Raw genomic sequence first — 22,969 nt, 5'->3', positions numbered from 1 at the left:
CGTGTCGTCCTGCGAGGCCATTGCCCGTGCTGGCAAGGTCGTGGCCGATGTTGCCTTGATTGATCTTCACCTCGCGGATGGTCCGACCGGAACTGAGGTGGCCCGGTTCATTGCCACGCAGACCGCCATGACGGCGGTCTTCGTGACCGCGAACCCGAAGCGGCTGCCGCTGGACTTCTCGGGTGCTGTGAGGGTCATCGCCAAGCCCTACACGCAGCAGGGCCTCACGGCGGCGCTGGACTTCGTCATGGACGCGGTGACTACGGACGCGCCATCCATGGACCTCCCGCGCAGCCTGACCCTGGCCCCCGCCTATGCGGAGCAATGGCTGGAGCCGAGGACGGCGGAACAGGTCCCAGTGAGATGAGATCGTCAGGCGCCTTCCGGGCTGCCGGGCTGACGCTCAACCAGCCACCCGCTTGGCAGAGGTGGGCTGGCGTCGGGCTTGCACCCTCGCTTGCAACCTACTGCGTCCGCGACCGCGGCTGGCCGTTGAGCCGTCGGTCAGCTGGTGAGGTGTCCGTCAGAGGCCCTCGAGCAGCGCTTACCTCATCAGCTTCGTAGGCCCTGACATGCTCCAAACCACCGGCACTATTGAAACTCTCGACAGCTCCAGTCATGAGGCCAGTCCGGGTCCAGCAGGTCCGGATCAGCGTCCAACGCCTCCGGCTCAGCAAAGAGGGGAACGACATTCTGCGAGGATGCTGACGCCGGCGCAGTCCATATGGCCGGCGGCGAGCCTCCCACGCCTGGGGAGGAGGTCGTGCTCATCTGGGCCGCAGGCTCTTCAGCATCATCGGGGCGGTCGGGCACAGAGCTGGGAAGACGCGGCGCCATCAGACGACTGACGTGTTGCCGAGCTCGACCACGAACTCCTGCGAGATCGTGTCGTAGACCCGGGCCAACCACTCCTCAGCGACGCGAGCGCGCTCCTCAGCCGCCGTCACGCGCTCGTCGGCAGACTTGAGCAGCTTTTCAGTACGAGCCTCCAACTCAGCGGCGCGCGCATCAGCGGCGCGCACACGCTCAGCTGCGGCCTGGATGTCCTCCCGGGCACGATCCAGGAGATCCTGAACGCGCAGTTCCTGCTCATGGGCCTGTGCCTCGACCTCACGGCTGCGCGCAGCAGCCTCACGAATGCGGTCGATCAGCTTGGCCCAATCCCGAGCTGAGGATCGCCGGGTCGGCGGCACCTCGCTCTCGAGATCATCGAAGGAGCCCACCAAGCGCAGTACTTTGCTCAGGCTGCCGTCAGCAACTGCGGCACGGGCCTCGATGGCAGATGTCCCGTCAGAACTAAGGTTCCAGGGGGCTCGCTTGATCGGATCCATGAACATGACACTTCTCACAACGCGGCACACAACAAACCGCTCGCTGAGCTTAGAAGAGGTTTAAGCAGTATATTTCCGACGTCAATGCGTGGATCTCGGGTTAAGCAAAGGGGAAGGCGCACGCGCTTGGCTGATGCTGTTTTGCCACTTGGCTGAGGGATGATGCGCCGCACGATGCAAGCTGCCGAGCGGACAGGCGTGATGGTCGACTACGAACAGGACGCGGTTGCCCCAGACTAGGACCTCACACGCACCGGCACGTCGAGGTTCATGCTGATGTGAGGCTTGTCCCTTAAACAAAGTGCATCCGCAGCGCCAAGATGCGCGCACTCGATGAGTGCGAAGGCTGCGATACCCAGCCCGACACCGACCATCATGAGATCGGCCAGGATCAGCGGCTGCGAAACGAACTTGAACATTGGACTTCCTCACTTTGTGCCGGCCTCAGCCTGGCTTTCGTGAGGCAGGCTTATGGTTAAGATTGCTTTAATTGTTACGTCGGTCGGCAAGGCTCGCCTCTGAACTCTGCGACCCAATAGCCGCGCTCTGCCCGGCGCACCGTTGATTGAGCCGGAGTGAGCACGGGCAGAGCGGAGAGCACCGTAAGTCGCTGGGGTTTCCTCTCTAAGCCCTTACGGCAATGCGCCGGCAGTCTGCTTCACCTTCGTCATGGTCTCCTGACAACCCTTCTCGTCGCCAACTTTGTCTTGTGTGCGTGCCTTCTCAAGCAACGCTTTGGCGTCCAAGACGCTGGCTGCGGTAGCCTTCAAGCTGGGATCGGACGGTTGCCCCGATGGCGGCTTGTCCAGGGCCTTCTCAGAGCCGGAAGACGTAGCGCCACTTGGAGGCGTTGCCCCTGTCACCTTCTCAGCGCCCGCGCTGTTCAGTCGACGCTCGATTGTAGAGATGTCGTCCTTGCACGAGACGGCTAGTGCAGGGGCAGCGCTGCTGAGCGACACGACGGCTGCTGTAGTCAGGACCATTCGCATTGGGCGTTTCCTCTCATCCAAATTGGTGCCGGCGACAAAGCTTGGCGGTTCTCGTAAGCCATGGCACAGGCGATAAGAACGAGGCTGCAGACAGCGCCTCATTCGACTTGCAACAATACTTGATAGTGATGCTGCCCTGAGCCGAGCAGGGCATGAAAGTAGACGGCCGAAGTACCTCCGGTAACGGCAAGCCTGATCAGCGTGATGCTGCTGAGTTGATCGGCGTTATTTATGGTCGCACCTATGCGGTGGTCCGCATCGAGAGCCGAGCTGTGGTAGCCCATCTGATTTGGGCTCGCAGTCTGAGCGGCAAACTGTCCCTAGCGGGCCTCGAGTGGGGGATGGATCTTCGTGGTCATGAGGACCTCCTGTCTGCGTGGAGGGGCAACTCGCGGAATGCGATCTGGATCAACGGTCGGCGCCCGGCGTCTTGCTGAAGGTGTGAGGTGAGTTCCTCAGGTTTATCCCGACTGTCACCTTCAGCCCCGCCGGCACACGCCGCGCGGGGCTTTTTCGTCTCCGATTCAGCCCTCAAGCAAACCGCACGTTCTGAGCAAGTTTCGGTTCTGATTGATCATCAATCACAGGTTTGATGATTCGCATGTCGATGCGCCCAGCCTCTTCGCCGAAAACATCGTAGACTGCTGCCGGGCAGGCCAACCATAACCTTCTCCCGGCATCTTGAAGGCTTGTCGGAAGCAGTCAATGAGCTTGGCGTAGCGAAGCCGAGCAGCGGTTTGCCTGGACGGTTAACTTTCATAGGCGCCGTACTACTAACTGCATCGTCGAATACAATGCGGCTAAACAGGTTTCAGTCTTGTCTCAGTTTGAGATTGGATGATCCGTCCGCAGGGCGAGTTCGCGGCGAACCTGCTCGATGATCCTCGGCTGCAGCGCGCCGCTTTGGAGCTTGCGGCGAAGCGCCTCCGTGGAGGTGCCCTCGAATGGCCGAGCCGATTGCCAGCGGCGTTGGATCATCTCAAGGGTCGAGTGGGATGGCATTGGCTAGGCAGGCGTCGGTGAGGGCCGAGCGCAACGCCCGTAACACCACTTGGCTCCTACTGCACGAGGTAGACGTCTCCGTCGGTCTGGCCGAGTCCCTTAGGCACCGGCACGGTCGTCGCGCCGTACTTGGTGTTGAGCGTGAGCTTCGGGTTGGCCGTGAGCAGGAGCTGCTGTGCCACGATGACGGTGAAGGCTGATTGCTGAGCGACCTCGTTCGTCGCGTCCACCACGAAGCGGCCGCGCGACAGGTAGACGGTGCCGGTCATGTTCGAGGCGTAGTTCGTCTTGATCTCATGGTTGCGCAGGAGCGGCGCGGCCCGGTCCTCGAAGACGAGTAGCCCCGCCATCGCGCCGGTCCGTGGTGCGTCGAGGCTGATCCGCGCGTTGCTAAGGAATTGAAAGGTGCTGCCTGGACCCGTCAGGTAGAACCCAACCCCATCGCCCCGCACGTCCGCGTTGGAATCGACGACGAAGGGTCCGTCCTTGATGACGTACTCGCCAGGCGCGAAGGTCACAAACGAGTTGCCGCCGATGAACAGGCCGCCGCAATAGGTGCCGGGCGACAACGTGTGACGCAGGCTGGCGCTGCCCTTATTCACGAGAGGAGGATTCGGCGACTTACAGGAACCGACCGAGGGCGGCAGGCGGTCGGCAATGGGGTCGTTGACCTTCGGGCAGTCGCTCTCCCGCTCACCGCGGAACGTGCCTGCACCGGAGAAGCCGCCGCCCGAGCACACCCGCTCAGCCGTCACCTGGATGCCGCTGTCGGAGCTCACGCCGCTCGGGCTGGTCGAGTTGGAGTGGACGTCGCAGTCCCTGGCCGTCAGCCAGGAGTTCGACTTGAGGTAGACGGTCTGACTGTTCGACGGATCGAGCGCGAGCACGCACAGCCGACGTTGGCCCCGCAGCGTTGCGACGGAGCTTGCCTTGATGTGGCCGGGCGTGATCGCGATGATGCCCGAGAGGTACTGCTTGCGGTCGTGCTTCAGATCGACCTGGACGCTGGTCGCGTCATCCTTTGGTGCTACCGTGATGGTGAGCCCTAACCCGCCACCCTCTGTCATAAAGTACGACTTGGCCCAGCGCTCGGCGACAGCCTGCATCCGTCTTTGCTCATAGGAGCTGACTGCAAGCTCACGCGCTGCCGCCATGGCGGCGGCATCAGCAGCGTTTTGCAGGCGGGTGCGCTGTTTGACCCAAGTTCCGTAGTCCACCGCAGCGCCTGCAAAGCCCACGAGAACGGGCAGCGCCAGGGCGAACATGAGGACCACGCCTCCTGAGGTCGATCGCGCAAAGTTGCAATAGCAGGCCATCGCTTTTCAAACCGCAATGACTGCGGCTTGCAACGCCGCCATGCTTCCGGGCTTGCCGAGGAGGTAGCCCTGACCACGGTCGGCGCCGAGGAGCCGGAGTGCGCTGAGCTCCGAGGCCGTCTCGATGCCCTCAGCCACGATGCACGAGCCCATCTCGCGGGCATAGAAGACCATCGCACTAGCCAAGGCACGCCGCGCGGGATCCGTGTCGACGGCACGCGTCAAGCTCATGTCCATCTTGATGATGTCAGGACCGAGCTGCACGATGTGCTGCAGGCCCGAGTACCCTGCACCCGCGTCATCCACCGCAACTCTCACTCCGAGCCGCTTGAGTGGCCTGAGCTGGGCATGCAGTGCAGTGTAGTTTGACACGGCTGCGTGCTCGGTGATCTCCAAGATGATGCGTTCGGCGTGTTCGACAGGAATGAGGTCTGCCAAGCGTCCGCTGATCACCAGCTCGGGCGAGGCGTTGATCGACAGCGAGATCAAAGCCGGCAGCTCTGGCAGGGTGGCGAGCGTCGTCCTGAGGACGGCCACTTCCAGCTCAAGGCCGAGATCAGCGTCCAGGGCGTCCTGGAACCACTTGTCGGGGGAGCGGTACGGGGTTGCCTTGAACCGACACAGCGCCTCGCAACTCGTAACCGTGCTGCTTCGCAGGTCGAAGATTGGCTGGAAGACGATGTCGTAATCCTGAGCCGCGATGACGGCTGCGATGCGGTCATAGGTCCGCTGGGCCTTCTGTCTCTGCTGAAGGCCCGTGTTGACCTGCTTGGTCGCCAGTCCTGCAAAGACGCGCATCGTGGCCAGGTCGCGCTCGTTCAGCGATGGGATCGCCCGAGGGCTGAGGCAGCAGAACATCCCGAACGGCGTGCCGTCGAGCAGACGGATGGGGATGCTGATATGCGAGCCGATGGGCACGGCTGCCGTGATCGGCATCTCGCGTGCGAGCCGCACCTGTGAGGTGTCAGGGATCAGCTCGGGCAGGCGGCCGGCCAGGATGTGGTTGCAGTAGACATCGTCCAAGGAGTGCGAGTCGCCGACCTTGATCAGGTGCTCAAGCCCTGGGGCATCGACGCGGCGGAAGATGGTTCGGCCCGCGTGGAACTCGGAGAAGTAGGCCACCTCCATGCCGAGATGGTTCCGGATCGCCACGAGGGCGTCCTGGATCACGTCCTCGCCGGCAGCCGCCTGAGCGCCAATCGGCGCAAGATCACCAGATGACAAAATCATGTGAAGCTCGTCTCGCGGGGGCGGAAAATTGTGGGTGGCAGTGTAGGCGGAGTGGCCTGACGCCACCACGGAGCGCTCTCAAAGTGTGAAGTGGCATCCAAGTCTGACTCACCTCGACCAGCTGCATAATTGCACGAGGAATACCGCCGTTAACGGGTGGACATGGGCACCGCTTGAACGCCGAGCCAGATGCTTACTCTCTCGGACGCGTCTGCGTCGCTTCGTCGGAAGCCTCCAGGGTTCGTGCGAAGTCTGCTGCTGATGCGGGACGACCGAGAAGGTAGCCCTGGACAAAGCCGCAGCCCGTGGCGCGGATTGCTTGACGTTGGGTTTCGTCCTCAACCCCTTCGGCCACGATGTCGAGGTCCAGCGCCTGTCCGAGCTTCACGATGGCCGTTACAATCTCCCACGTCCTGCGCTGCGTGAGCATGCGCGTCACAAAGGACCGGTCGATCTTGATGGTGTCGAGCCGATACCGGTCAAGGTAGCTCAACGACGAGTAGCCGGTCCCAAAGTCGTCAAGCGCGATCCGAACGCCGAGCGCACGCAAACCGTCGAGGATGCCGGCGATGTATTCCGGGTCCTGCAGGAAGATGGCTTCCGTGACCTCAAGCTGAAGCACGCGTGGGTCGAGGCCGGTGTCTGCGAGGAGGTCACGCACCCCATCGACAAAGCGGGGGTCCTTCAGCTCCTCCCCCGACGTGTTCACACTGAGGCGAAGGTCTGTTTCGGGAAATCGATCCCGCCAAGCTCGCATCTGTCTGCAGGCCTCGTGCAGCACCCAGCGGCCGAGTTCACGGATGAGGCCGGTTTCCTCGGCGGCCCCAATGAAGGCACCCGGCGGCACGAGCCCGCGCGTGGGATGCTGCCAACGCACGAGGGCCTCGACACCCCGGATCCGTGCCGTGACGGTGTCGCAGATCGGTTGGTAGTGCAGCACGAACTCGTCGCGCGCGAGCGCATTCCTGAGGTCGGTCTGGAGCTCGAGGGCCTTGACCGCGCTGTCATGCATCGATCCGGCGAAGACCGCGTAGCCGCCGGTGTCGTGCCGCTTGGCCTGATACATCGCAATGTCGGCATCGCGCAGGAGTTCCTCCGGCTGGCGGTGATGCTTGCTCGCCTGGACCACACCGATGCTGCAGGAGGGAAAGATCTCCTGCTGGCTAATCCAAAGGGGTGGGCGCATCGCGTCGATGACGCGTCCCGCCAAGGCCGCGAGAATGGCCACCTCATGGACGCCCTCGACCAAGAGGGCGAACTCGTCGCCCCCGATGCGCGCGAGCGTATCCTGCGGCCTGGTGCAGCCCCTCAGTCGCTCCGCCACATCCATCAGCAGCAGGTCGCCGGCGCGATGACCCAGGCTGTCGTTGACCAGCTTGAAGCGGTCCAAGTCCATGAACAGGACCGCGCATGCAAAGCCTGGGTCGCTATTAGCGCGTGCCAGGGCCACGCGCAGGCGGTCCATGAAGAAAGCGCGATTGCGTAGCCTGGTCAGATCGTCGTGGAAGGCGGTGTACAGAAGCTGCGCCTCGATGCGCCGACGCTCCTGGATCTCCGCCTCGAGCGCCAAGTTCTCGGCTTCCGCGATGCGGGCGCGCATCGCGGTCTCTTCGGCGGCCTTGCGTTCGCTCACATCGCGCTGGACCGAGACCCAGTGCGTGAACCACCCTTTCTCGTTGGCGACGGGCACGATGCTGAGTTCCACCCAGAACTCAGTCCCGTCCTTGCGCGTGTTGAGCAGTTCGACCTCAATCGGCTTCCATTGGCTCAGGGCCATGCGAAGCTTGTCCAGTACCGCCCGGTCGGTCTTGCTCGACTGCAGGATGCGCGGCGTCCGGCCGATCACCTCCGCCTCCGAGTATCCCGTTGTCCGGGTAAAGGCCGCGTTGCAATAGACGATCTGTGGGCCCGGCAGGTCGATGGGCTCGGCCCGCGTGATCAGGACGGCGTCGTTGGCGTTGACGACGACGGATTCCAGCAGGCGCAGGCGCTCCGTCGCCGATTGGGGCGGCTCTGCCTTGTGCTTGCCTTCGGCCATGAGGCGCAGACGATGCAACTCGACCCGGGCTGCGATCTGCGCGGCGTGCGTGCGCAGGACGTATGTCTTGGCCGGGCTCAGCCCGGCGCGCGGTGCGGGATCGGCCACGAGAAGGGCGCCCTGGACCGAGCCGGTGGCGTCGATGACCTTGGCTAAGGCCAAGAACCGCATTGGGGGAGAGGCAGCCGCATCGTCGAAGAGGGCGGCGTCGGCCGAGCGGGCCCAGGGATGATGGGCAACGTCGTTGACGATCAACAGGTCATCGGCCCGCCGGCCCATCAGGCGCATCGCTGCCTGAGCCATGGCAGGCGTCACCGCGTCGGCGCCAGGTCCGAAGCAGGTGTCAATCTCGAAGCCGTCATCCGAGCCGCGGAGGTAGACGGCCATGTTGCACTCGGCAGCGTGGGCGGCGCTGCGCACCAGCTGCCCGAGATCATGGTCCGCCAACGGCACTAACGCAGGGGCCCGATCATCCTGGGCGTCCAGGACTTCAGCCGCAGCGGCGTCATGGATCAAGCCAGCGGTGAGGAAGTTCATCGGACGGTTCCTGCTGGTTTGATCATGGACATCTCACCAGCTGGCCGATGTCTCGAGCGCCTGGCGTGGTCGCGGGATCAGAAGGTTGCGGGTCTGAGTGTAGGGACGTGGCCGGTTGATGATCTCGTCGAGACGCGACCACAGGGTCTTGGGCGAGAACGGCTTGGCAATGATCTCGTTGACGCCCAACCGGATTGCGCGATCGACCCGGTCGCGGCGGGGCTGCGATAGCATCAGGATCAAGGGCAGGCTTGGCGCTGGTGAAGTGTCGACGTCCCGGACCAGGCGTATCACCTCCTCACCTGTGAGGATCGCTAGGTCCCAGTCGAGGATGATGAGGTCGGGCCGGGCCTCCACCAGCGACCCGAGCGCCTCCGCGCCATCCGGCGCTTCCTGCACCCGTCGAATGCCGACACGCTGCAGCATGTCGCGGACGATCCGGCGCGTGTAGAGGCTCTCGTCGACGACGAGGGCAGCCAGATCCGGGAAGGTCGGCGCGCCAATCATGACCGTGATGCTCGTCTCACCCGAAGCGCCTAACCACGATGGCTGGATGACGTGTGGAGCGCGCCCTGGTGGCTTGTCATGGCGCTGATCAGAGCGTTGATCCCAGCATCCAAGTCTTCGATCTGACGACGAAGCCCACCAAGCGCGCACCACAGCTTCTGGCTTGTATCCATCGGGCTGACGTCCACAAAAGCGTAGGCTGCTTCGTGGAGCGGAGCTTTGATTTGCTGAAGACGCTGGGAGAGACTTTGGAGCGAGGCGATATCGTAGCCGAGCTCACGACGCCTCCATTCCAGGATGTGCTGCGTTGGCTTGGCCGGGAAGAGTTGCACGACCTTTGTATCCGGCGACGTCATAGTCTTAGCCTGGGTAGGATGATGTCAGCCGCTTGGGTGAGCGCAGCGCATGTATTGCGCTCACGCCGTATTAGCAGGGCGTGACGGTCATCATGGTGCCCAAGTGCTAATTAATCGTTAATACACAAAAATTTGATCGTACAGCTGAAGTAATCTAAAAAGACATCAAATGTTTGTTTCAACAAACGTGGCAAGGCTAAGCGGAGCCAGCGAATTCGCAATGCCAACAGCTACTCACCCGCGGCGCTGAAGACTCTCAGCCGCCGCAGCTCCTCTCCTAACAAGTCGTTACTTACTTCCACCGGCTCGAAGCGTGAGGCGCCGTCCCGTGACGGCCGGCCAAGACGGCGTGCGACCTCGCGCTCGAACGAGAGGAAATGCTCGATGCGGCCGTCGGCGTTCCGCAAGGGCCTGCAATCGATCTCGACGACGTACTTGGTGCCGTCGGCTCGATAGTTGGTCAGGAAGCCGTGGAAGGGCTCACCGGCCGCGAGCGCCTGGGCGAAGTGGTCGAGCACGGGGCGGCGCGTCTCGCGGCCTTGCATGAAGCGCGGGCTGATGCCGATGACCTCGGTCGGGTCGCGTCCCGTGAGTTTTCCGAAGGCTCCATTGGCATACAGGATGATTGGACCAGGCGCCCTGACCGTCGCGTCTGTGACGAGAACGGCGACGGGCGACTTATCGACGAAGGCGCGGATCAGCTCAAACAGGGTCATGGACGGTGCTGATCGCTGAACCTGAATGAGGATCGCTCATGCTCGAAAAACGCCTTCACATCCTACCACGAACCGGCTGCACGTTCAGCATCCACGAGGGGGACCAGTAGCTGGGCTGTCGTCGCCCCAACATCCGTTCCCCACAAGTTGGTAATTTCGGGCTTATGCCGCCTCCCCAGCGCGTCCGTTGAACACTTAGTGAGCGGGCGGTTTGCCGCATTCCGCGTCGACCTGCGAGCGAAGCAGTCTCCGCTCCTCTTCCGTTGCGTATCTTCACCAAGCGTCATGACTCAGGATCGCACCAGCCCCTATGCCGAGTTCGTCAATGCCGATGCGATCTGGCGAGCAGAGATCGTGCTGACCCTCGGCGCAAGCCGCGTCGCGGTTTGCGTCGGAACACCTGAAGGCCAAGGCAAACCAGGCACCCTCTTGCGGTCCGCGTGGGAGGCACGCGAACGAGCACGAGTGAGCTGGCAGCATTCGCGTGACTGCGGAATAGCCCGAGCCTGATGGTGTCGTATCGGCAGGTTCGGGCGGCGCGCGCGGCAAGGAAGTTCGAGCACGCCATTCAGCTGCTGATGATTTTAAGCGTTCCATTCTGGTCTACGCTCGGGTTTGCCGAAACTAGCTGGAGCGCGACATTCCTGTGTGGCGTCAGGCACTTACGTCGCTCTATCCTACGCTCGGCTTTGACAAACCACGCCCTGGTTTTTTCTGCGCTGGCTCTTATCCGCCACCTGGAAAACGCCGCGGCGAGCCGAGGTAGAAAGGCTATGCCGACCATTAAGTTGACCAAGACCGTCGTGGACAGCGCCACCCCCGAGAAGGCCGATTACGAGCTGCGCGACACGATCACGCCCGGCTTCCTCTGTAAGGTGACGCCTAAAGGGCGCAAGGTCTTCATGCTCCAGTATCGCACGAACGCCGGCGATCGGCGCAAGCCCGCTATCGGCCTGTTCGGCGAGCTTACGGTCGATCAGGCGCGCGGCATAGCACAAGGCTGGCTCGCCGAGGTCAGGCGAGGAAAGGACCCGAGCGCGGAGAAGCTCGCGGCTCGCCGGGCGCTAAGCATGAAGGAGCTCTGCGACAAGTTCATCGAGGACTATTCGATCCCGAAGAACCGGCCGAGCACCGTGAAAGGCAATCGCGGCACCATCAAGCGCTACATTCTCCCGGAGTTCGGGTCGATGAAGGCTCGCGACATGACCCGGGCCGACGTTGCTGGCCTCGTTGCTCGGATGAAGGACAAGCCGACCTCGGCCAATCACGTTCTCTCCCTCCTCCGCAAGATGTTCAACATGGCCGAGGTCTGGGGCATCCGCGATGACGGCACCAATCCGTGTCGACACGTGCCGAAATATCCCGAGGGCAAGCGGACGCGCCTTCTCTCGGACGACGAGCTGTTCCGCATCTTCGGCTACATGGATCGAGCCGACGCGGACGGATTGGAGCACCCATTTCTGACGCTCGCGGTGCGGCTTCATTTTCTATTCGCTGCGCGAATGTCCGAAATCACCTGTTTGGAGTGGGCGTGGATCGACTTCGCCAAGCGCCGGGTCGTCTGGCCCGACAGCAAGACCGGCGAGATCTCCAAGCCGATGAGCGAGGAGGCGTTCACGGTGCTCAGCGCTGCGGTGTCGCTCGGACAGTCGGACTACGTTGTCCCCAGCATCTTCGATCTCGCGAAGCCCATGTCGAACAACACCTACGCCAAAGGTTGGGCGCGCATCCTTGAGCGCGCGGACGTTCCCCATGTCGGATCGCACGGCATTCGCCATCGAGCCACGACCGAAATCGCCAATTCGGGAGTGCCGATCAAAGTCGGCATGCAGCTCACGGCGCACAAGACGGTCACGATGTTCATGCGGTACGTGCACACGGAGGACGAGCCCGTGCGCGCCGCCGCCGAGCTCGTCGCTTCTCGACGCCGCTCGGTCCTGCAATCCGTCTCTGCCATGGCGGGCGAGGAACCGGAGGACTCGGCACCGACCGCCGCGTCGCCCCCGGCCGACCCTGTTCGCGTGCGGGACGGCCGCTACAGCTCTCGGACACGAGTCGGAGAGTATCGCCCCTACCGGCAGCGGAGTGGCGCAAATCGGGCGCCGCCGCCGAAGCCGGGGCGGGCCAAGAAGTCCCCGCTGGTGGCAGCCGAGTAACCGAGCGCTCTGGACGGTCGCGCTGTGTGTGACGGAGGTCTACACCGATGGACACGGTGGTGAGCGGGGGACGGCTAGAGCGGTGGTTTGCGATGGCTCCGATTGAACAGAGCAGGACCTACAGAAGTGAGGCCGCTGCCGCAGTTCACGAGATGATCGAAGGCATCTACCAGGCAGGCCTGTCGACCGAGCAAAACATGGGAGAGTTCGACGCCTCCTGCTTGGCCCTAAGCGATCAGGTCCTTGCGACAGAATCAAGCGAGCGCGAGTGAGGCTTGATCCTTGTTCGACCGCTACCTGTTCGGAAGGGTGAGGTCGCGCACGGCGACGAAGGCTCGGTTCGTTTCCGCCGCGCGACGCTCCTTCTCGCGTAGGACGTCGACGAGCGACACGCGCCCGGCCAACACCTCGTAGAGGTCGAGCCCGTCGGCGCAGATCAGATTGGTCTGACGTCCGCGCGCGAACGCCTCCAAGCCTTCGGAGGTGAAGCCCGAGTTGCTCACGAAGAACCCGCGCGACCACGCCGCCTTGCCGCCGACCTTGCCCGAGAACGTCATGAGGTCGGCGAACCCGATCTGCGGCCCGTGCCACTTGGCCTCGACGAGATAGGTCTGCCCGTCGAGCCGGAAGCTGCCGTCGATCTGCTCGCCGACAATGCGGAACGCGTTCCGGGGCGCCAAGCCATGTGCCGCGAACAGTTCGCCGAGGAAGCCCTCGAAGCGGAGCCCCCTCTGATGTGGCGGGAGCTTGCTGATCTCGATCAGGAGTGCGGCGAGCGCCTGCGCTCGCTCGGCGCTGAGCCCGACCGGGTTCGATGGGGCCGCCTCCGGCGCTCGCGCCGCCAAGCTGTCGAGGAACGTGCGATCCAGCAGCTCGGGGATCTTGAACGAGACATCGGGCAGCAGCGCGTTCAGCCGATCGACCTCGTCGCGCCGCAGCGGATTACCCTTGCCACGCCGGTAGGTCATGGCTTGTCGGACGATCGCCACGATCAGCTTGGTGAAGAGATGCCGCCGATGCTCGAGCGTCGCGCCCAGGAGCTGCACGAGCGAGGGCCGCTTGCTTCCCGGCACCCACAGGTCGCCCACTCCCGCCTGCGCGGCCGCGATCGGGAAGGCGGTGCGGCTGTTCCCGCTTCCCGGAAGAAAATCGTATAGGAGATCGGCTAGATCCTCGATCGCTTGCGCCTCGCGAAAGGAAAGCATCAGCTGCTCCCTCGTCTCACTGCAGGCCAACCTTTAGGTCGCGCAGCACGCGAGCGAAGTCGGGTGCCCGTAGGAGAGGGCCGGTCGACACCGCAGCCAACTTGCCGACGGCCCGACCGTACACCGCGAGGTTCGTTTCGCCGTTCAGGCGTGACGGGTAGATGATGCCGTCCGCCCCGGCGGGATGCTCGTGGAACGCTACCGACCAAAGCCGTGAGAGGCTCTGCTTCGATCCTCGTGCGACGTCGCTCGGAACCCCCATGCGCAGCGGGCCGTCCTCGCGGAGGTCGACCAGCGACAGAGCCTGGGTCACCTCGACCTCCGCGTAGCTGCGCGCGGCGAGGTCCCGCTCGTCCAGGAGCACATCGCTCGTGCGGCCATCGCCTTGATCCCGGAGCACTGCCTCGACAAAGCACACCTTGAGCGTGCTGCCGAGGTAGAGCACGCCGAAGCGGTTGGCCGGCACGCGCCGGCGCGGGTCACTGAACCGGCTCAGCGTCTTCCCGTAGCCGAGCGGGTCCGGGAAGCGGCTGAGGTAGACGCGGCCGAACCGCGCGCCGGGGCTGATCGTCGCCAGGTCGAGCGCGATCCCGGCGAATCCGGAAGGCGGGCCTGCGGCCGCCACTCAGGCGAAAGTTCCCTGCGCGATGCTCTCGGCCACTTCGAGGGCCTGGTCCGCTCTCCCCCGGCGGAGCGCCTCCCGTCCGGTGAGGCCGTCGAGTTCCGGGTGGGTTTGGACGAGGAAGCGGTAGACCGACCACGGCCCGCCGCCCAGCCGCTCAAATAGCGCCGGCAAGGTGGCGAACGGCTTCCCGTCCTCATCGACCTGCCAGACGGGGAAGCGGAAGCCCCGCTTCGCGCCATCCAAGCCCAGCACCTGATGATTCTGCCGCTTGGTGTTGACCGTCATCCGGCTCGTGCCGAGAAGCGCGGCGAACTCGTCGGCGCTGAGCATGTCCTCCCCGGCTAGGATCTCCGCAGCCCGCACCGTGCCTCGTTGGCGCGCTTCGTTCAGCGCGGCGTCCAGCTCGGCATCGGGAGCCTCGATCGGCTCCGCCGCACCGACACTCGGCGTCTCGTCGAGCGGCGTCACGGTCGCGCCCCCGGAAGGGTCGACCTCGACTCGGAAGCTGACCGCGCGCCCGGCCGCCTGGCTTTTTGCGACGGCTTCGCCATAGCCCTTCAGCAGCGGCTTCACCTTGGCGGGCTTGTCTGCGAACACGCCAACGGCGTTGCTTGGGGCGCGAAAGGTGAAGCTCGCCATGCCTTTCGGCAGCACCGCACCGGCGTCCGTGACGAAGGCGGTGGTCAGCGTCGCCTGCGCCGTGTTTCGCTTGGCACGTCGTCCGCTCGGCCTTCTTTTCACGTTCGCCATGGCGCACCTCCGAACACCAATGTGGATGCGCGTCGTGATCTCGTCAAGTTCGTAAAGCGAAGGTTGCGTCTCGGGTACGAGCCCGATCTGAAGCAAGCTCTAGGCAACCCCGTGCTTAATCAAGCGGCGCCCCTTCTTTGAGTCGTCAGCAATTTTGAACAGCTGCTCACGCAGGCGCTGATCTTTGGTCAAATCGCGGAAGCTGCCGGGGTCGAGGTCTCCGTGAACAAAGGCGTTTACGGTCGCGATCCGCAACCGCAGGCAGGTATCCCACTGCTCCCACCAGAACAGGTTCGCCAGATATGACGAAAGCATTGACTGAGCTTCGTAAGGTAACTCTGAACGCCAAAGGGCAGTGTGGATCGGTTCGAATGCCCTAACGAATAAGATTTCGCTGCCTTTCATCGGCTTGGCCAGTGCCAAAGAAAGCAGAAAGGCGAGAAACATCTGCCGGTCCGATCCCCGGACGTCGTCAGTTGCCTCCTTCAGCGCTGTAGCCCAGGGAACCGGTCCTGCACGAAGCACCGGGTCATTGGTGTGGCCAAGCAGTGCCGCAAAGGCAGCCAGTACCCGAGTGGATCGAGCCTTCTGAATAAACCCGATCTCGATGAAGGTGCTTGCTTGCCTCGCGACCACACTTGCCCACGCACCAGGGATCGGCGACCCGCCCTGTGTCTCGCGAGCTTCAACCCGTGCCGCGACTGAGCGCATCGTCTGTTCCGGGAAACGCCTCAGCATGGATTGAGCGAGTGGGAGATCATCGAGGACGGTCAGCCTGTCGAGAAGCCTGGCCGTGACAGGCGCATCGTCTGGTAGGAGTTCGATCAGCGAGAGACGTTCGGGCGGAGAGACCTCCAGGAGGTCATCGGTGTCGAGGAGCTCCGGATTGACCGACACCAACCGGCGCCGAAGGCCCGGTCGCTCTCGGGTCGCCGCGAGGAATGTTGCCGGTTTGGCGATCGCTGCAAGCCGGTCAAGAAGGGCCTCGCCCAGCGCGGACCGACTCTCAATGGCGCGATCGGCGATCGCGATGATATGATCCGCTCGATCAGCCCAAACGTCCTGCACCACTCTAGTTGCTTCGGGTGGCAAAGCAGGAAGAGCCTCGTTGTCCGGGTGCGTGACGAAGAACTCGAGCTTCTCGATCGTGTCCCCTGAAGGCAGTAGGGAGTATCGGTTATCCCCAGTAACGAGGTCCTGTTTCAGCAGCTTACCGTCTTCCAGCATCGGCAACTCGGCAGAAACCCGCGCCAGCGTGCTTGAGAGTTCACCGTATATGTACGTCTTCCTTCGCGAATTCAGGTAGAGATCAGCCAAGAACCTGAACCGGTCCCGGCCGTGACGAACATCTGATCCGTAGCGCCAGATGAAGCGGCGGAAATCGGTTGATCCGGTACTACATACGTCTTCGGCAGCAACCTGCGCCCAAGGCTCTCCCATTGCACCAACATCGAAACGGTGGTCAGAGGTTCGGAGATCGGACAGGGTCTGCGTCTTAATGTCGAATCGGAAGTTCTGCGCAGACGCCTCGGACCCGCCGCCGGCAGTGCGAAAGGAGAACGAGCGCCTCAGGCGAGGCCACTGCTGAGACCAAATCCCGAAGATGGCTGCGTCGAGCTTGCCCGCGGGCGCGGGAAGGTTCGACTTGCGGGATCCCGAGTACAGCGCGTCTACGAGCCGAAGCGCATCTGAGATCTCGACCTTTTGCCCTGCCTCGACGATATCACCGGCCTTGATTTCAGGATCAACGTCGAGCGGGATTGCGTAGCGGTCGAACTCTTCGCTAGCGTCGGGGCGGCTGAATTGGCCCGTGATCGCCTGCAAGTTGGCAAAACGGGCAATGTCCGCAAAGCTAATGAGGACCACATGGGTCCAAACACATCCTGGTCGCGGCATCTCCGGTGCCGGCCAGGTTCGCATAAGAGCGTACAGTTTTGCAGAGGTTACCGGGACGCCTGTCCAGTACCCCTCGAGGCCCGTCGTCGTTAGGCCGGGCGCAAGATCGCTCAGAAGAAGAAGAAGCGAGCTCGCGTCGGTGCTGAGGCGGTGGGATGACGCAAGTAGGCGGTGGCCGTCGTCGTAACCGAAGACGCACTGGTGCAGCTTAACTGGCTTGAAGCTGGACGACGGCATTCTTAGCCATCCCCGTTGAGCCAGACGAGCGGCGCAGTGAGGTCATGAACCTCAGCTTCGGGGCCGACACACCTGATCCGTTCGCTCGGCGTTCGCTTCAATAGTTCAGTACGACGCTCCCCGGTCACGTCACCGCCCTGAGCGGATACGCCATAGGCCCGAAATTCGAACGTTTCAGGATTGGCGCTGAGGAACTGGTGCAGGAAGGGCAGTTCCCGAGCGAGCCATTCATCCGGCGCCACCGCTTGGTCGACGACCACATCCCAGGCCGACACCGCCACCGCCAACCGTCTCCGGCGTCGATCGAAAGGTGGTCGCTGAGTAAACTGCAGCAAATCGACGAGACGGACCTGTTCAGGGACGAGCTCATGAGACCACTCGCGGAGTTCCCCTGCCTGCTCCGCTTCGTCTGCTCCGGCGAGGATTGGCGCGAGATCGAGAATGGTCAGGCCGTCCTGCCCGCGATCGGCGTTGACGAACAGCATGATGCCGCCCGGCCGGTCATACCCTTCGACATAGGCGTTTCGACACCCTCGAGTGACGAACTGGCTTTGAAACGACTCCCCGGACAGGTCGGGAAAACCGAGAACGACTTTTCGGCCGCTAATCGGTTCATGGACATGGATCGCGATATTGGCCTCGGCTGCCATCGAGGTGCGGGGGACCTCCTCGCACTTTCGCCAGGCCTCAACGATCTCGTTGAGGTACTGATTGTCACCGACCAACTTGTCGAGCACGAGTTTGGTGTTGACCTCCCCTGCATCGATCAGGTGCCAGAGTGCAGCAAGGAAGGTCGTTTTGCCGGACCTCGGGAGGCCGACGATCGAATGATAGAGGTCGCTCATGGCAAGGTCTCCAGCGGTGTTCGCAGGAGCAACTTGTCGAACTCGCTCAGCAGCGTCCCAGGCAGCACTGCCGGTGCTACCGTTACTTCGTAGGGTGTCAGCCAGTTTCGGAATAACGGCTCCACGCCATACGCAGGCGGGTAAAGCCCGTCGGGATCGCGCGCTGCAATGTCCCAAAAGGTCAGGCTTGCGAGACGTGGCGCAAAGCTCTGCACGAGGCGATCTTTGAACGCCGTAAGCTGATCGCGGATAGCGGCCTGCTCGGGGTGCCGTTCGAGCAGATCGATTTTGGTGGTGACGACCTGCACGACTGACTCGTGCCGCAGGCCGCCGCCGTCGAGGAACGCGCGCAGACTCTGGCGAACCGCTTGCATCGCGCCAGCACGCGTCACCGCGTCAGCGATCCTCGCACCGTCGAGCAAAAGCACCACACGGTCGGCTTGCGAAAGCTCGGTCAGCTGCGGAACCAATTCGGAGTTGCTGCGGGCCTGGCGGTAGGTTTCGCCTGCCCGATCCGTCAGCATGAGATCGGTTCGAGGTGCCGGCAGGGCGACTGACCTCACGGCGAAATGGAAATAGCTCAGGCCTTCAGAAATCGAGGTTCTAGGCGTGTCCGGTTTTGCGCGGCCGGAGTCAGCTCGGGCGTAGTGTGACCGCTTTTCCAAGCCCACCAGGGTCCTGCTGCCGGCAAAAATATGGTCGGCAAATGGTCCACGGAGGAACCGGTCGTAGAATGCCGCGACAAGGGTAGTCTTGCCGCTGTCCCGGTCCCCGACGATCGTCACGAAAGTGGCGGGGCGCCAGCGCAGGAACACGTCGACCTCCAAACCGTCGAGCGCTTCACCGCTTGCGAGAGGCACGACGTCATCATCGACGCTGCTTGCACGCTCACGGTCCTCAAATCCGGCTACGCCCTCATCGACGTCATCGTCAGCTGTGCGGCCGTAGTAGGGGCACGACTGGATCGGATCGTAGCCCTCAGAGCAGCCGCCGCCGCTCGCGACGGGACAGTCGGCTTTGCTGCATCTGACCTGCGTCTCCACCTCCGCCATCCTTCAACTCAACTCAGGTCGGAGAGGAGGAGGCGCTCGCGGTAGACCTGCGTCGCAAGACCGACGGGCGAGAACGCAAGCGCAGGCTCTAATCGCGTGGCCTTCTTAAATGAGGCATGCCACGCGGTCCCGGCGCCTATCTCGCTGGCTTTAGCGAAAGCCGTCAGCACAGGGCAGATCTCCGGAACGCCGTCGAGTGCCTCCTCGATTTCAAGCTTCTCCAGTTCATCAGCCGTCATCGCGTCGACAGCGTCGCTGATGGTCACCGAGGTGGTCTTCTTCCGATTTGCTGAGGTGACGGTCCTCTGCAGGATCGCAGGCGCGGCAGCTATGCCTATCGGCGTCCTGCTGAGGTCAGCCAAGTCAAGGCCAGCCATGACCGCAGCGAGCGCGGGCTTCAGCTCTGAGAAGGGTTTCTCCAAGACGCGGCTCCAACCGCCGACATGCCACCAGAGCATATCAACCTCTTCTCGCAGTTCGGCGACTTGTTCCACGAGTGGTTTCACGACGCCAAAGACTTGGTTCGTGAGGTTCTTGGTCCATTCGTTCGACTCGGAGACCATCTGATTGAGGATCGTTCCCAGCTTATTCCAGTCCGGTGATGTTAGAAGCGTCGTTATCTCGGCCGGCGCCTTGCTCTTGCCAGGGAGTTTCAAGAGGCCTGGATTAGCCGAGGAGCGCTGCCGACCTTTGATGGCATCCGAGATCAGCGCGGTCTTTGCGAGTTCTAGCAGCTCGGGACGAACCAAGGGCGTACGAGCTCCCGCGGCGGCGGCGGTGAGCGGCGCCAGGCCCGCATAGGACTTTCCATCGTCCAGTCCGGCTTCCAGAAGGCCGGCCGCTAGGACGGCAGCCTCGCGTTCGTTGTCGTACATTGAGAAGCTGCTGTCAGTCTCGCCGAACGCGTCTCGAAACCAATCCGTGCCACCCGGCACATCCAGGCCAAAGTAGAGGCGGGTCAGGTTCGTCGCGGCCGTGGGGTCCATGCCCTTTCGGAGAGCATCGAACGGCCCCTGCCGCAGGCGCAGGATCTCCGGCCCAGGGTTCAGGCCAGCTGCTCGGTAGCTGTCCGCAAAGTTAAACGCTGCCACGTCGACCGCTCCTCTCGTTTACCTGCTCCGGCCAGACGCCGCCTTCACTTCCTGGTCAAGCTCCTGAACCTTCCCGCGAGCTTGAGCTCGAGCAAACACACGTCGGAAGCGCTCGAAGTCGGGCTGATTTAGGTCTTCATCTTCGAGCAGCTCCAGCTTTCCGGCAATCGCCGACTTCTGACTGAGGGACAGCTTAAAGAAGCGCACGCTTATGTCGCGCAGCGTGTCCATGGCATCGTTCCTCGCGAGTTCGAGGTCGGGCGTTTCGCCCTGTGCGGCATCGGCTTGGGCGGGTGATGCCGTCTGGGGTGGTGAGGCAGGCTGTGCCGGGACAGGTGGGGTCCAGGCGTCGAGGCGTATCTCCTGCCGGAAGGCATCGGCCCCACGATCGGTCTTGGCACGGAACTCGGGAGGACGGGTCTGCCAAACGCGGACGTGGACGGCGACCTTGAGCCGGCGGTCGTTTCCCTCTCCGTCAACTTCGAGTTCGATCAGGTTGTAGCCCGGCTCCCATCCGGACTCCGTCCGATCGGGATGGGCAGCGCTCGCGGCGACGCGCACCCAGTCCCGGGCCGGCTCGATCCGGCTTGTATGCTCGTGCCCGAAGAGATGGATGCGTGAGAAGGCGTTCAGGTGATCGCGCAGCGCGTCTCCTTGGCGAAGCCAGTTGTATGGGTGATGGCACATGACCAGAGTCTCGACACCACGCTCGCGCTTGAGCTGAAAGCAGGCGGGATCGACGAACAGGTCATCCTTCTTATCGGCTGCACTGGAAACGAACGCTGAGTTGAAGCCAACTAGCCTCAACACGGAGCCATCGTTCAGTGGCAGGTCTCGTGTGGCGATCGTGCGTTCCGGCGGTAAAAGATCACAAAAGAACTGCTGTGCGAAGAAGTTGTATGGATCTAGTGCTTCATAGAGCAAGCGGCCTGCTTCAGCGTCTCTCAGCAGACCGCGAATAGTTCCGTCGAGAGCCACTTCGCTTGCGTTCTTGATATCCTTGTGAAGTGCTTGGATCACGTTGCGAGACGCAACTTTCCTCACCACGTCATGATTGCCCGGGATCACGAACACGGACGATAGCGAGGTGCCGCATCGCGTGCACAGATCTTCCAGCCAAGAGAGAGCATACTCGTACTCCGACGGATCGCCGGCGAAGGCGATGTCGCCCGAAAGCAGGACCGCTTTGGGAGCCTTGCCGAGCCGGTTGCACATGCTCTCAGCATCGAGCAGCAGCTCGTTGCGGAGGCTGGCGTTCGGGTCCATTGCGGTCCCAACCTCGTCTTTTCGGAAGTGGATGTCCGACAGATGCAACAGCAGCATCAGGCGGCTCTCCCCGGTGAGCGAGGCGCGCGCCTCTTCGATCTGGTAACCGGAGCAGGGCGGGCTTCGGTTAGTCGCTCCCTCCGCGTGCCTACAATCGGCTTCATCACTCCGCCGCTCCTTCTGCCATGACCTGAGCACCCATTCGTCTAGCCGTCGCGCTCGCGAGGAGCTGACGCGCGCCCTCCTTGGGTTGCCCTTTCCCGTCGACGTAGCTGTAGAGAGTGGACAGCGACACCCCAAGTTGCTCAGCAACGTCGCGCGCAGAGTTTTCGGGATCAGCCATCATGGCCATGGCGGTCTTCAGTTTGGCTTTTGTCATGCTGCGGGGACGACCGCCGCGGCGACCACGAGCTCGGGCCGCGGCTAGGCCAGCCCTCGTGCGCTCCCGAATGAGGTCACGCTCGAACTCGGCTAAGGTTGCGAAGATGCCGAAGACGAGCCGCCCCGTGCTGCTGGTCGTGTCGATGTCTCCTGTGATCACGCGAAAGCCTATCCCACGGTCGCGAAGCTCCGAGACGAGCTGCACGACGTGCGCCAATGACCGGCCGATCCGGTCGAGCTTCCAGACCACGATCGTGTCGCCAGACCTGGCGTGATCGAGCGCGCGGCTCAGACCCGGACGAGAGATCACGGCACCGCTCGCCACGTCCTCGAAGACGCGCTCGCAGCCAGCCTCCTCCAGCGCGTCGCGCTGCAGGTCCAAGCTTTGATCGCCCGTGGACACTCGCATGTACCCGATCAGCATCGATCGCGGCTCCGTAGCTCCTACTGCACCAGAAACTTACCACGTAGCGGATTTTCTGAGCACACTTTTCTGGACGACTTTTCGAGCCGAGCAAGCCCGGGATGGGTTCGGTTCCGAAGCGCGGTCGATGCAGGCCAGAAAACGAGGGTTTTCGCGACAGCTTCGTAATACTTCAGATCGCGGGCTGTTGAGCGTCGCGAAAGTCGCAGAAAAATGTGCGTCGCGCTACAAACATTCGCGGGCGCAATTCGCGACGGACATCCGAGTCATCCTGGAGCGACTAAGCTTCTCCGGCGCTTATCGCACTTAGCTATATCATGACGAGCAGTACCGCTTCCCGGGGTGTATCCCGATTCAGAGCCGGGTCGATCTGGCCGCGGGCGGATCAATGGCTAACCTCGGGTCACCGGTACAGGAGGAAGATGATTAGGGAGATGAGCGGCAACAGGATAAGCGCGAGGTAGAGGCTGAACTCCCACAGCCAGCGGAAGACATATTCCAAAACGAGCGCTCCGTAGCGCAGGCCGGTGATGTTGAGGTCCTGAGATGATCGGATCATGAAGCGCTTGTAGTCGATATCCTTATGGTCGACGGGAATAGCTTTAAGTGCATCACTATAGCCGTCGTTGAACTTCAGCCGCTGCGCATCGGCTTCATCCATAGTTAGCGCCTGGAACCGATTGTAGAGTTCTGAGATCGCTAGCGCGCTCAGGTGCATCTTCTCGGCGTCACCCAAGTAGTTCTTCGCGGTCTCGACCAGGGTGATGATGATTAGGAAGATCGAGACGACCACGCCTCCAATCGACAAAATCTTGTTCTCGACGGGCGACAAGGTGTCGGCGAAAGTCAATTGGCACAACGACAGTGCGGCCAGATACATCGACAGGAGCGAGGTCGCGAGAATCGAGGCCCAGTGGCGAGCGCGTAGCCTGGCATGCGCGTTGAACCGCGACCCTTTGGTTTTCCACATTTTGGATAGGAGGTGATCGGTCGCGCGGCTCGGATGGTTCTGCATGGCG

The 22,969-nt window shown here is 62.7% G+C and carries 22 protein-coding genes; 3 read left to right on the top strand and 19 right to left on the bottom strand.

From position 1 onward, the window contains the following. Positions 1-367 (top strand): response regulator (locus MFF55_RS24520; RefSeq protein ID WP_238246732.1); only part of this gene is annotated, 367 nt, incomplete at its 5' end. 469 nt (positions 368-836) lie between these two features. On the opposite strand, the gene MFF55_RS24515 is transcribed toward MFF55_RS24520, so the two are convergent. The 9 genes from MFF55_RS24515 to MFF55_RS24475 form a co-directional block, all read right to left on the bottom strand. Then, complete coding sequence (locus MFF55_RS24515) at positions 837-1,337, bottom strand: hypothetical protein (RefSeq protein ID WP_238246731.1); 501 nt, start codon at positions 1,335-1,337, stop codon at positions 837-839. A gap of 230 nt (positions 1,338-1,567) precedes the next feature. Next, a complete protein-coding gene (locus tag MFF55_RS24510) occupies positions 1,568-1,750 on the bottom strand; it encodes a hypothetical protein (protein WP_238246730.1) in 183 nt (60 codons plus the stop codon). Positions 1,751-2,418: 668 nt separating this feature from the next. Then, on the bottom strand, positions 2,419-2,604 hold the full coding sequence (locus tag MFF55_RS24505) for a hypothetical protein (RefSeq protein WP_238246729.1): 186 nt from the start codon (positions 2,602-2,604) through the stop codon (positions 2,419-2,421). A gap of 774 nt (positions 2,605-3,378) precedes the next feature. After that, positions 3,379-4,638: a TadE/TadG family type IV pilus assembly protein gene (locus tag MFF55_RS24500; RefSeq protein ID WP_283206798.1), complete on the bottom strand. Its 1,260-nt coding sequence runs from the start codon at positions 4,636-4,638 to the stop codon at positions 3,379-3,381. Positions 4,639-4,644: 6 nt separating this feature from the next. Then, positions 4,645-5,808, bottom strand: coding sequence for a sensor domain-containing phosphodiesterase (locus MFF55_RS24495; protein WP_238246727.1), 1,164 nt, complete (start codon positions 5,806-5,808; stop codon positions 4,645-4,647). Between the two features lie 253 nt (positions 5,809-6,061). Then, entirely contained in the window at positions 6,062-8,443 is a 2,382-nt protein-coding gene (locus MFF55_RS24490) for a putative bifunctional diguanylate cyclase/phosphodiesterase (protein ID WP_238246726.1), read from the bottom strand. Positions 8,444-8,476: 33 nt separating this feature from the next. Beyond that, entirely contained in the window at positions 8,477-8,950 is a 474-nt protein-coding gene (locus tag MFF55_RS24485; RefSeq protein WP_238246725.1) for a response regulator, read from the bottom strand. 29 nt (positions 8,951-8,979) lie between these two features. Continuing rightward, positions 8,980-9,306, bottom strand: a complete 327-nt coding sequence (locus MFF55_RS24480) for a hypothetical protein (protein WP_238246724.1) — start codon at positions 9,304-9,306, stop codon at positions 8,980-8,982. A 230-nt stretch (positions 9,307-9,536) separates the two neighbouring features. Then, positions 9,537-10,022, bottom strand: a complete 486-nt coding sequence (locus MFF55_RS24475) for a PAS domain-containing protein (RefSeq protein WP_238246723.1) — start codon at positions 10,020-10,022, stop codon at positions 9,537-9,539. A 509-nt stretch (positions 10,023-10,531) separates the two neighbouring features. On the opposite strand from MFF55_RS24475, the gene MFF55_RS24470 reads away from it, so the two are divergent. Both MFF55_RS24470 and MFF55_RS24465 read left to right on the top strand, forming a co-directional pair. Further along, entirely contained in the window at positions 10,532-12,178 is a 1,647-nt protein-coding gene (locus tag MFF55_RS24470) for a tyrosine-type recombinase/integrase (protein ID WP_444980380.1), read from the top strand. 47 nt (positions 12,179-12,225) lie between these two features. Continuing rightward, a complete protein-coding gene (locus tag MFF55_RS24465; RefSeq protein ID WP_238246722.1) occupies positions 12,226-12,450 on the top strand; it encodes a hypothetical protein in 225 nt (74 codons plus the stop codon). A gap of 21 nt (positions 12,451-12,471) precedes the next feature. Here the strand turns inward: MFF55_RS24465 and MFF55_RS24460 are convergent, their stop codons facing one another. From MFF55_RS24460 to MFF55_RS24415, 10 genes are all read right to left on the bottom strand, one after another. Further along, a complete protein-coding gene (locus MFF55_RS24460) occupies positions 12,472-13,383 on the bottom strand; it encodes a restriction endonuclease (RefSeq protein WP_238246721.1) in 912 nt (303 codons plus the stop codon). 16 nt (positions 13,384-13,399) lie between these two features. Then, positions 13,400-14,008, bottom strand: a complete 609-nt coding sequence (locus MFF55_RS24455) for an RES family NAD+ phosphorylase (protein WP_238246720.1) — start codon at positions 14,006-14,008, stop codon at positions 13,400-13,402. Next, positions 14,009-14,854, bottom strand: a complete 846-nt coding sequence (locus MFF55_RS24450; RefSeq protein WP_238246719.1) for an XRE family transcriptional regulator — start codon at positions 14,852-14,854, stop codon at positions 14,009-14,011. Positions 14,855-14,857: 3 nt separating this feature from the next. Beyond that, on the bottom strand, positions 14,858-16,891 hold the full coding sequence (locus MFF55_RS24445; RefSeq protein ID WP_238246718.1) for a GAP1-N1 domain-containing protein: 2,034 nt from the start codon (positions 16,889-16,891) through the stop codon (positions 14,858-14,860). A 2-nt stretch (positions 16,892-16,893) separates the two neighbouring features. Then, entirely contained in the window at positions 16,894-17,736 is an 843-nt protein-coding gene (locus tag MFF55_RS24440) for a TRAFAC clade GTPase domain-containing protein (protein WP_238246717.1), read from the bottom strand. Further along, positions 17,733-18,779 carry a TRAFAC clade GTPase domain-containing protein gene (locus tag MFF55_RS24435; protein WP_238246716.1) on the bottom strand — a complete coding sequence of 349 codons (1,047 nt, stop codon included), beginning with the start codon at positions 18,777-18,779 and terminating at the stop codon, positions 17,733-17,735. The genes MFF55_RS24440 and MFF55_RS24435 overlap by 4 nt, the downstream gene beginning before the upstream one ends. Positions 18,780-18,796: 17 nt before the next feature. Beyond that, positions 18,797-19,879 carry a GTPase-associated system all-helical protein GASH gene (locus tag MFF55_RS24430; RefSeq protein ID WP_238246715.1) on the bottom strand — a complete coding sequence of 361 codons (1,083 nt, stop codon included), beginning with the start codon at positions 19,877-19,879 and terminating at the stop codon, positions 18,797-18,799. 18 nt (positions 19,880-19,897) lie between these two features. After that, on the bottom strand, positions 19,898-21,202 hold the full coding sequence (locus MFF55_RS24425; protein WP_238246714.1) for a metallophosphoesterase: 1,305 nt from the start codon (positions 21,200-21,202) through the stop codon (positions 19,898-19,900). A gap of 106 nt (positions 21,203-21,308) precedes the next feature. Then, entirely contained in the window at positions 21,309-21,950 is a 642-nt protein-coding gene (locus MFF55_RS24420) for a recombinase family protein (protein ID WP_238246713.1), read from the bottom strand. Between the two features lie 403 nt (positions 21,951-22,353). Next, positions 22,354-22,965, bottom strand: a complete 612-nt coding sequence (locus MFF55_RS24415) for an SLATT domain-containing protein (RefSeq protein ID WP_238246712.1) — start codon at positions 22,963-22,965, stop codon at positions 22,354-22,356. Positions 22,966-22,969: the final 4 nt, after the last annotated feature.

The organism is Methylobacterium iners (assembly GCF_022179305.1).
Taxonomy (GTDB): domain Bacteria; phylum Pseudomonadota; class Alphaproteobacteria; order Rhizobiales; family Beijerinckiaceae; genus Methylobacterium; species Methylobacterium iners.
The sequence above is the reverse complement of the archived record's forward strand: the minus strand, read 5'-3'. Positions and strand labels throughout refer to the sequence as shown.